Source organism: Pseudomonas sp. AKS31 (assembly GCF_023634765.1).
Lineage (GTDB): Bacteria > Pseudomonadota > Gammaproteobacteria > Pseudomonadales > Pseudomonadaceae > Aquipseudomonas.
In genome coordinates this window covers 83,946-93,798 of the sequence record NZ_JAMLFX010000015.1, presented here as the reverse complement: position 1 = coordinate 93,798, position 9,853 = coordinate 83,946, and the positions used below count along the sequence as shown (strand labels likewise).

Below are 9,853 nucleotides of genomic sequence, written 5' to 3'. Positions count from 1 at the left end.
CACACAAACAAAAACGGGCCTGCATTGGCAGGCCCGTTCTCATTGGTTGGCTTATAAAATCAGCGCATCAACTGTTGATCGCTGCCTGTTCGTTCTCCAGAAATTCTTCCTCCAGCAGAGCGTCATTCGCCTTGCTAAATGGCACGATGGCGGCGCGGGGTTTGCCTCGCAGCTTGCCAAACAGGTGTTCCAGTGCATGCTCAAGTTTTTCGGCTGCACCGTCGATCGCCTGTTCCAGCGAATCGGCCTTATGGGTCACGGAAATCGCTTGATGGCCTTTTGGCCGCGCTTCCAGCTGGCAGCGCAAGTCATGGGGACCTGGTTTGTCACCGTTCTCGTCACTCAGGTGGACTTCGACACGGGTCAGGTCTTCTTCATAACGTTCGAGCGTGCTCTCAATGGTTGTACGTACCCACTCCTCCAGTCGTTTACTGCCTTGAATATGGTTATCGCTGTTGACTTGGATTTGCATAGTTCATCCCTTATTTCAGCTAGCTCGTGAGAGGCCTTGAGTTGAATTTCCTGACCTCCTGGTTACAACAATCGGCCCGACTGCCGAACATTTCAACCCCTGAAAAAAGATAAATATTCATTCGCAAAAAAAGCCGGACAACCGAGCAAAGCACTGGTAAGGTCGGGAGTTGGGTCGCTTCGCAACCCGGCAAAATCTGCTCACAATTGCCCGTCATTCAACGGATGCAAGCTGCGAAAAATCCCCGCCTCCTCCACCAGCCAATCATGCACCGCGCGCACACCCGGATGGCTTAAAGCGCCCGGCGCATAGAGCAACACGTAACGTTTGTGATTGGGCACCGACAGGCCAAACGGCACAATCAACGTCCCTCGTTCCAACTCATCGTTAAGCAAGGTGCGGCGGGCAATCGCCACCCCCATGCCGGCGATCGCCGCTTCGATGGTCAGGTGATTGCGATTGAACGTATGCCCACGCCGTACGTCGGCGCCCTCAAAGCCGATCGCGTTCAAATAGAATTCCCACTCCGCGTATTCATAACTGCCACGCCAGGCGGTGATGTCGTGCAGCAGTGGGAAATGCACCAGATCCGCCGGCCCGTGCAAGGGGGGTCGCCCGCGCAACAGGCTCGGCGCACACACCGGGAATATCTGCTCGTCGAGCAAGGCTGTGGATAACAATCCCGGGTAACTGCCGTCGTTCAAATCGATCGCCAGGTCAAAGTCGCCCTCGTGTAACGGCACGCTGCTGTCCTCGGCGACCAGCCGAAGCTGAATATCCGGGTAGCGTTGCTGCAGGCGCGGCAGACGCGGGGTCAGCCACTTGCTGAGGAACGACGGAATCGAGCGCACGCGCAAAATCCCGCTGATCATCCCGGCGTCCAGTCGACGCAACTCGGCATCGATACTGCCATACGCCTCGTTGACGGTGATCGCCAGCCGCTGCCCCTCCGCACTCAGTTCCACACCACGCGCCCGCCGATGAAACAGACGGAAGCCGAGGCGCTCTTCCAGTTGACGAATCTGCTGACTGACCGCACCCGGGGTGATGTGCAGTTCTTCGGCACAACGGGTGAACGACAGGTGCCGCGCGGCACAGGAAAACACCTGCAGCCAGACATAGGTCTGGGCATGCAATTGACGACTCATCGTTTAGTCCTGCTAAAGGCTTACTTAGGAAGTTTCGTTAGTCACGTAGGACCGAGGTAGGCAGTATCGCCGACATTGCGCTTGTCCTACAAAAAATGGCAGCGATTCCCACTCCATTGCTTGTAAGGGTTTAGCATGGCTATCAGTGTTTTCGATCTATTCAAAGTCGGCATCGGCCCGTCCAGTTCCCACACCGTCGGCCCGATGCGCGCTGCTGCGACCTTCGCTCAGGCGCTGATCGATCAGCATTTGTTGAACGATGTACGCCGTGTGGAAATTCGTTTGTACGGCTCGCTGTCGGCCACTGGCGTCGGCCATGCCACCGACCGCGCTACGGTGATGGGCCTGATGGGCGAATGGCCGGACAGCATCGACCCTTCGACCATCGATCCGCGCATTCAGCAACTGCGTGAAACTGGCCACCTGTCCCTCGCCGGACAAAGGGAAATTGCCTTCGACTGGCAGCGAGATCTCCTGCTGTTGGATGAGAGTCTGCCCTACCACCCGAACGCCATGTCGCTGACAGCCTTTGGCGAAACAGCCGAGCTGTTCGAGCAGACGTACTACTCGGTCGGCGGCGGTTTCATCATCGAAGCAGCGGAAGCCGAGTCCGCAGTCGCCTCCGCCGGTGACGTGGTGTTGCCGTACGATTTTTCCAGCGCCGCCGAACTGCTGGCGCTGTGCAAACAGCACAACCTGCGCGTCTCCGAACTGATGATGGCCAACGAGCGCGCGTGGCGCAGCGACGCGGAAATTCGCCAGGGCCTGCTGCACATCTGGTCAGTGATGCGTGAGTGCGTCGAACAAGGCCTGCGCCACGAAGGCATCCTGCCAGGCGGCCTGAACGTGCCGCGTCGTGCAGCGAAACTGCATCGCAGCCTGCTGGAAATCGGCAAGCCGAATGTGATCAGTTCGACGCTGTCGGCAATGGAGTGGGTCAACCTGTTCGCCCTCGCCGTCAACGAAGAAAACGCCGCTGGCGGGCGCATGGTCACTGCGCCGACCAACGGTGCAGCCGGAATCATCCCAGCCGTTCTGCACTACTACATGAAATTCAATCCGGACGCGTCTGACGATGATGTCGTCGCTTTCTTTCTCGGTGCGGCCGCCGTCGGCATTCTGTGTAAGAAAAATGCCTCGATCTCCGGTGCCGAAGTGGGCTGCCAGGGTGAAGTCGGTTCGGCCTGCGCGATGGCGGCCGCTGGCCTGGCCGACGTGCTCGGCGCCACCCCGGAGCAACTGGAAAACGCCGCCGAAATCGGCCTGGAACATAACCTCGGCCTGACCTGCGATCCGGTCGGTGGCCTCGTACAGGTGCCGTGCATCGAGCGCAATGCCATCGCCGCCGTGAAAGCAATCAACGCCACGCAAATGGCCCTGCGCGGCGACGGCAAACACTTCATTTCCCTCGACCGGGTGATCCGCACCATGCGCGATACCGGCGCCGACATGCACGACAAATACAAAGAGACTTCACGGGGCGGCCTGGCCGTGAGCTGGGTGGAATGCTGAGGCGCATTCCCTGACCGCCCCGGCAGGCCGCACAGAGCGGCCTGCCAACCGTGAGCCCGAGCAAAAATAATAACGAGGCGATACCGATGACCGATGTACGTACACCTGCTGCCGAAAATCCCGCTGTAGACCGCACACGCAATGCAGAAACGGCCCACAAGGGCTGGAGCAAATTCGACACCACCTGGATGCTCGGCCTGTACGGCACCGCGATCGGTGCTGGCACCTTGTTCCTGCCGATCAACGCCGGCGTCGGCGGTTTCTGGCCGTTGCTGATTCTCGCCGTACTGGCATTCCCAATGACCTTTTTCGCCCACCGTGGGCTGACCCGTTTCGTTTTGTCCGGGCGCTCCGGGGACATCACCGAAGTGGTCGAAGAACACTTCGGCATCGGTGCCGGCAAACTGATCACTCTGCTGTATTTCTTTGCGATCTTCCCGATCCTGCTGGTCTACAGCGTGGCGCTGACCAACACCCTGAGCAGTTTCCTCGAACACCAATTGCACATCGCTCCGCCGCCACGGGCGATCCTCTCGCTGGCGTTGATCCTCGGGTTGATGGCGATTGTGCGTTGCGGCCAAAGCGTCATCGTCAAAGCCATGAGCGTGCTGGTTTATCCGTTTGTTGCCGCGTTGCTGCTGCTGGCGCTCAGCCTGATTCCGAACTGGAACGGCGCTTTTTTCGCCAGTGCCCAAGAAGCCATGCCGATGTCGGTGTTCCTCAAGACGATGTGGCTGGCGATCCCGGTGATGGTGTTTTCGTTCAACCATTCGCCGATCATCTCCGCGTTCGCGGTTGATCAGAAACAGCGCTACGGTGAGCAGGCCGAACGCAAGAGCAGCGGCATCCTCGCCATGGCCCACGGCATGATGGTGGTGACGGTGATGTTCTTCTGCTTCAGCTGTGTGTTGGCGTTGTCGCCGGCCGACCTGGCTGCGGCCAAGGCGCAGAACATTTCGATCCTGTCGTACTTGGCCAACCACTTCCAGACCCCGGTCATCGCTTACGCCGCGCCGCTGATTGCGCTGGTGGCGATCACCAAATCCTTCCTCGGCCACTACATCGGTGCCAGCGAAGGCTTTCAAGGCATGATCGTGAAAAGCCTGCGCAGCCGTGGCCGGGTGATGTCGGCGAGCTGGCTGAACCGCGCCACAGCCGTGTTCATGATCCTCAGCTGCTGGGCCGTGGCGACGTTCAACCCAAGCATCCTCGGCATGATCGAAACCCTCGGCGGACCGGTGATTGCGTGTCTGTTGTTCCTGATGCCGATGTACGCCATCCGCCGCGTGCCGGCCTTGCGCCAGTATTCTGGCCAGGTGTCCAACGTGTTTGTGGTGCTGATCGGCCTGATTGCACTGTCAGCGATCATCTACTCGGTTCTGCCCTGAAAACGGGCCATTAAAAAAGGCGAGCCGCGTGGCTCGCCTTTTTTATCCCCGTGTTCATTGTTCGACAATTTTCCCGGCACAGCCCTTGCTATACCCCTGTGGGAGCTGTCGAAGCCTCCTTTCACTCTACAGCTGCGACATGAAGCAACAAATACAGGCCACGGAATGGCCGATGATCCGGTTGGGCGAACCAACCCGATCACGGCCGGTCAACAACTGCACGTTCAATCAGGCGGTGACGCATCATGGACAATCCTTTTCAGATCATTACCGATGCCTTCGCGCCGGACTATCAGATCAACCTGAGCATTCAGGGCCTGGACGGCAGCATCATGCTGACCCTGTCCAACAGCGGCCGGATCGTGGCCAAACGCATGATCAGCGCCGAGCAGCGCAACGACCCCGTGCGCCTAAAGCGCCTGGTGCAAAGCATTCAATTCGGCATTGCCATCGAACAGGGCCACAGTGCCATGGCGATCCTCGAAGCGATGACCAGCGGCGACGGGCTGACCCCGCCACCGCCACGCATCCTCGGCCAGCCCGGACAAGCGGCCGGGCTTTAAAGCTCGCCCTTCTCGACTTCCGGATGCTCGCTGGAACCCGCGCCGAGTTTGCGCTGCGGTTTCTCGATCTTCACCGAGGGAAATTGTGACGAGGCGTAACGCACCACCAGAATCGAGAACGCCAACAGCAGAATGCCGCCGCACAGGTAGATGATGCCCATGTCCGGCGGGTTGTGGTGCGAGACGTTGGAGATCAGCAAACGAGTCAACGCGGTGATTGCCACGTAGATCAGGAAGCGCACCGGCATGTGGTTGGTCTTGAAGTAGATCCCGACCATGGCGCCCAATTCGAGATAAATGAACAGCAGCAGAATGTCATCGATCTTGATATGGCCTTCCTCGAGCATCCCGAGAAACTCCATCACCGCCGCCCACGCCGTCACCGCACCGATGGCGAACAACGCCAGATAGTGGAAGGTCTCGACGAACAGGTTGCCCAGGGACTCGGCCAGTTGATGCACGTTTTGCCGCAGTTTCTCGGCCCAGTTGATTTTCACGATGATGTTCCTTAGCTCGAATGCGAGCGGATGATGCGTGTTGGACGTGACGGTTTTCTGCACGTAACGGTTTTCATGCAGAAAAGAGGCCACGCCATCATGGCGAGCCGCCGCCAAACCCGCGCCGTGGCGTTTGGTCGCACCTCTTGTGCTTTTGCGCGAACGAGCCTGCTTGCGAATGCTGCAACACGATCCCCTGACAAACCCTGAATCCGGTCTACATTAAAAAGCCACTACCCATGGCGCAGGGATTCGCTTATCCTTTTCGCTGTATATGGATACAGTAGTCGTCAAGACAACTTAATGTGAAGGCATGTGAGGTGGTGAATGGCCGTCGAAGTGGTATACCGCAGCAGCCGAGATCTGGAGCGCTTGTTCATGGATAAAGCCGAAGCTGACCGTCATGACAAAATGCTCGAACTGGCCGAATATCTGGCCGATGTCCTGCAAAAAGCCGTTCCGTCCCTGACTGAACAGCAAGTGGAAGAAGCCGGGATCTACATGGCGAAGAATCGCGATGTGTTCGCCCGGGCGTTCAAGAGCCAGCCGGATGCACTGTCGGAGCTGATCAACGCACCGGCCGAGCCCGTTGAACAAGCTGAGGCGGCAGAACCTGCTGAAGCGCAGGCCAAGCCAGCCAAAGCGGCAAAAGCCGCGAAGTAATCAGCGCCCCTTGAAAGATCGCAGCCTTCGGCAGCTCCTACATTTGGAATGTGTATTCCCTGTAGGAGCTGCCGAAGGCTGCGATCTTTTGCGTTTCAGCGATACAAAACTTTCTCTGCCAACTCATCCGCCACCCGCGCCGGCGAGCGTTTTTCCGCCTGCGCGTGAGCAAATACTTCAGTCAGCCGCGAACTGATCTTCGACAGATGCGCGGTAATCGTCGGCAATTCCTCACCACGGTGTTTCAGCGAGACGTAAATCAGCCCACCCGCATTGATCACGTAGTCCGGCGCATACAGAATCCCGCGCCGCTCCAGTTGATCGGCGACATCCAGATGCGTCAGTTGATTATTCGCCGAACCCGCCACCGCCGAGCAACGCAGTTGCGTGACGGTGTGGCTGTTCAGTACCCCGCCCAGACCGCACGGCGCGAGGATGTCGCACGGTGTGCTGAGCAGCGCGTCGTTTGCGATCGGGTGAGCGTTGAGTTGCTCCATCGCCAGTTGCACCTTGCCGTGGTCGATATCGCTGACCAGCAGCTCCGCCCCGGCGGCGTGCAGTTGTTCGGCCAGGGCAAAACCGACATTGCCCAAGCCCTGAATGGCGATGCGCAAGCCTTCGAGATTATCGCTGCCCAGCCGTGCCATCGCCGTTGCGCGAATGCCGGCAAACACGCCCATGGCAGCATGCGGTGCCGGGTCGCCGGCTGACGTGGTGCTAGTGACATGCTGGGTCTGTTGGGCGATGCAATCCATATCCGCCACCGAGGTGCCGCTGTCGATGGCGGTGATGTAGCGTCCATCGAGCTGTTCGATGCAACGGCCAAAGGCTTCGAACAGCGAGCCACGGTTTTCAACATGAGCCGGGCGCACGATCACGGCCACGCCACCGCCCTGCGGCAGCCCCGCCAGCGCAGCCTTGTAACTCATGCCCTGAGCGAGGCGAATGGCGTCCTCGACGGCAGATTCGTCATTGGGGTAGGCAAGATAACGACATCCGCCCAAGGCTGGCCCGAGGCGACTGTTATGGATGGCAATGACCGCCTTCAACCCGGTGATCGGGTCGACGCTAAGGTGCAGCGATTCCAGGCGAGTGCTTTGCATGAGCGCAAACATCGTTGGGCTCCCGAATCACTTCTTGTAGAACGCCAGTATAGGCCTGCGCCTGAAAATTGCTGGAGCGCACCGGAATAAGCGTCCGCGCCGACAACAGCTTTGCGGAATAACCCGACAGCCACACAGCGGGGTACTGGACGAATCTCGCGGACGGGGCTAAAACGAGGCATTCCCCGGAGATTTCGATGAGTGCGCGACAACGTTTTTTCGAATGCCTGCACCGTTCACCGCCTGCGCTGTTCGAAGCTGCGCTGTGGATGGCGGCCGAGCACGAAAAAGCGGTCGATCCCGAGGCACTGTTACAAGAATTCAAAGACCTGCAACAACGTGTCAGCTACGGCTTGCCGATGCTGCCGGTCAGTGAACTGGCGCAGCCCCTGTTGCGCCGTATGACGGATCTGGGCTTTGCCCAAGACGACTTTCTGCCGCTGCGTCCGCAGGCGGCGCTGTTGCACAAAGTGTTACAGACCCGTCGCGGCCAACCGCTGGCACTGGCGCTGATTGCTCTGGAATTGGCGCGTCGCCTGGAGATACCTCTGGTCGGGGTCAACTTCCCCGGGCACTTCCTGTTGCGCGTACCCGGTGCCGACCACTTGCTCGATCCGTGCGGCGGCCGGCGCTTGTACCCCAATGATTGTCGCGAATTGTTGCAGCGCCAGTACGGGCCAAACATGAAGCTGACCGCCGAACACCTGCTGACCGCCAGCCCCCAGCAGATGCTCCAGCGCTTGTCGCGCAACCTGCGCCAGTTGCACCTGACTCACGATGACTTCATCGCCGCGCTGATCGACGCCGAACGCGTGCTCGAACTGGGTGACGCCGGCGCCGCGGATTACTTGGCTCGGGCCAGTCTTTATCAGCGGCTCGACTGCCCGAATGCCGAGCGCTTCGACCTGGAGCGAGCGTTATTGCTGAGTGACGACCCGATTCAGCGCCTGCGCCTGACCGAGCGCCTCGGGCACCTGCCGCCCAATTCCGTCGTCCATTAAAAACAAAAGATCGCAGCCTTCGGCAGCTCCTACATTGAAATGTGTATTCCCATGTAGGAGCTGCCGAAGGTTGCGATCTTTTGCTCTTCAGGATTTGACAGATATCCCCATTCCAACTGCCGAACTTCCTTCGGTGGGCGAGCGCACCTGAATGATCAGCAATGCAGCAATCACCGCCGGAATCGCGCAGAAGAAAAAAATCTGCGCCACCGGAATGTGCATCGCCAACAACAGGCTGCCAAACAGCGGCCCGAGAATCGAACCAAAACGCCCCACGCCCAACGCCCAACCGGTGCCGGTCGCACGTACATGCGCCGGGTAGAAATTACTGGCAAACGCATTCAGCGTCAGTTGCCCGCCGATGATGCAGAACCCGGCGGCGAAGACACACGCCACCAGATAACGCGGATTGTCGTGATTGAGTCCGAGCAGAATCGTGCACAGCGCCGCCCCTGCCAACACCGCAGACAGCAAACGAACCTTGCGCTTCAAACGGTCAGCGAACCAGGCCATGCAGATCGCGCCCAAGGTGCCGGCGAAGAGGAACATCGACGTCACCAGATTGGCTTCGTTGAGTTTCAGACCGCTTTCCAGCAGCAGTGTCGGCAACCAGCTGATCATGAAATACAACAGAATCAGGCTGACGAAAAACGTCGCCCAGATCAGCAAGGTCGGCCGCGCGTAGCCGTTGCGGAACAACTCGACCACGGTCAGTTTGCTGCCCTGCTCACGCTCGTTCTGTTCGACGCTTGCAACGGGCGGTTGCCAGTCCGGCAGCATGCGCGCGGTGACTTTGCGCAGCCGCGCATACGGCGGTGCATCGCGTAGCAGACGTGGCAGGGACTCCGGCAGCATCCACCACAGAAACGGGAACAACAGCAACGGCGTGACGCCACCGGCGAGGAACACCGCTTGCCAGCCGAACTGATCGATGAAACCGGCGGCGACGAAACCACCCGCCGCGCCACCGAACGAGAAGCCACAGGCCGCCAGCGTCACCATCAAGGTGCGCAAACGCGGTGGCGAGTATTCCGACATCAATGCCATGGCACAGGGCATCGCCCCGCCCATACCGATGCCACAGATGAAGCGCGCGATCATCAGCGTGTTCAGCGAGTCGGCGAAAACCATCAGCACCGTCAGCGTGGCGTAGATCAGTACGCAGGCGAGCAGAATGCGCCGCACGCCAAAGCGGTCGGCCAGCGGCGTGACGGCCAGGGAACCAAGGGTGAGGCCGAGCAGGTTGGCACTGAACACAGGCCCGAATGCAGATTTTTCCAGACCCCAGTCCTGCGCCAGCGCAGGCACCACATAACCGAGCACCTGGGCGTCATAGCCGTCGGTGACCAAGAGCAAGGCGAGCAGGATCAAGAGCAACCACTGATATCGGGACACAGGACGGGCGTCGAGTGCCGCCCGGAAGCTGGCAATCTGGTTATGCATCGCAAGGCACCTGTTTTGTTTTTATGATTTTTGGGTAGTTCAACGCCAAATCTTGTGGGAGCG

General features: G+C 59.3%; 9 protein-coding genes and 1 pseudogene. 5 read left to right on the top strand and 5 right to left on the bottom strand.

Annotated features, from left to right (window positions below; translation table 11 throughout):
- Positions 1-67 precede the first annotated feature (67 nt).
- On the bottom strand, positions 68-472 hold the full coding sequence (locus tag M9827_RS24805) for an HPF/RaiA family ribosome-associated protein (RefSeq protein ID WP_250607718.1): 405 nt from the start codon (positions 470-472) through the stop codon (positions 68-70).
- Positions 473-672: 200 nt separating this feature from the next.
- Positions 673-1,620, bottom strand: coding sequence for a LysR substrate-binding domain-containing protein (locus M9827_RS24800; protein ID WP_007914183.1), 948 nt, complete (start codon positions 1,618-1,620; stop codon positions 673-675).
- A 135-nt stretch (positions 1,621-1,755) separates the two neighbouring features.
- Between M9827_RS24800 and M9827_RS24795 the strand changes: the two genes are divergently transcribed.
- The 3 genes from M9827_RS24795 to M9827_RS24785 all read left to right on the top strand — a co-directional run bounded on the left by M9827_RS24795 (position 1,756) and on the right by M9827_RS24785 (position 5,083).
- Positions 1,756-3,132 carry an L-serine ammonia-lyase gene (locus M9827_RS24795; RefSeq protein WP_250607717.1) on the top strand — a complete coding sequence of 459 codons (1,377 nt, stop codon included), beginning with the start codon at positions 1,756-1,758 and terminating at the stop codon, positions 3,130-3,132.
- Positions 3,133-3,218: 86 nt separating this feature from the next.
- Positions 3,219-4,520: a serine/threonine transporter gene (locus tag M9827_RS24790; protein WP_250607715.1), complete on the top strand. Its 1,302-nt coding sequence runs from the start codon at positions 3,219-3,221 to the stop codon at positions 4,518-4,520.
- Between the two features lie 245 nt (positions 4,521-4,765).
- Complete coding sequence (locus M9827_RS24785) at positions 4,766-5,083, top strand: DUF3509 domain-containing protein (RefSeq protein ID WP_250607713.1); 318 nt, start codon at positions 4,766-4,768, stop codon at positions 5,081-5,083.
- Here M9827_RS24785 and M9827_RS24780 read toward each other — a convergent pair.
- A complete protein-coding gene (locus tag M9827_RS24780; RefSeq protein WP_026000737.1) occupies positions 5,080-5,580 on the bottom strand; it encodes a phosphate-starvation-inducible protein PsiE in 501 nt (166 codons plus the stop codon). The genes M9827_RS24785 and M9827_RS24780 overlap by 4 nt on opposite strands.
- Positions 5,581-5,907: 327 nt before the next feature.
- Between M9827_RS24780 and M9827_RS24775 the strand changes: the two are divergent.
- Positions 5,908-6,162, top strand: a pseudogene (locus M9827_RS24775) (YebG family protein); the annotation flags it as partial.
- A gap of 176 nt (positions 6,163-6,338) precedes the next feature.
- Here the strand turns inward: M9827_RS24775 and M9827_RS24770 are convergent.
- Complete coding sequence (locus M9827_RS24770; protein ID WP_250607711.1) at positions 6,339-7,358, bottom strand: Glu/Leu/Phe/Val dehydrogenase family protein; 1,020 nt, start codon at positions 7,356-7,358, stop codon at positions 6,339-6,341.
- 185 nt (positions 7,359-7,543) lie between these two features.
- On the opposite strand from M9827_RS24770, the gene M9827_RS24765 reads away from it, so the two are divergent.
- Positions 7,544-8,347, top strand: coding sequence for a SirB1 family protein (locus M9827_RS24765; RefSeq protein ID WP_250607709.1), 804 nt, complete (start codon positions 7,544-7,546; stop codon positions 8,345-8,347).
- 87 nt (positions 8,348-8,434) lie between these two features.
- Here the strand turns inward: M9827_RS24765 and M9827_RS24760 are convergent, their stop codons facing one another.
- Positions 8,435-9,790, bottom strand: a complete 1,356-nt coding sequence (locus M9827_RS24760) for an MFS transporter (protein ID WP_250607708.1) — start codon at positions 9,788-9,790, stop codon at positions 8,435-8,437.
- Positions 9,791-9,853: the final 63 nt, after the last annotated feature.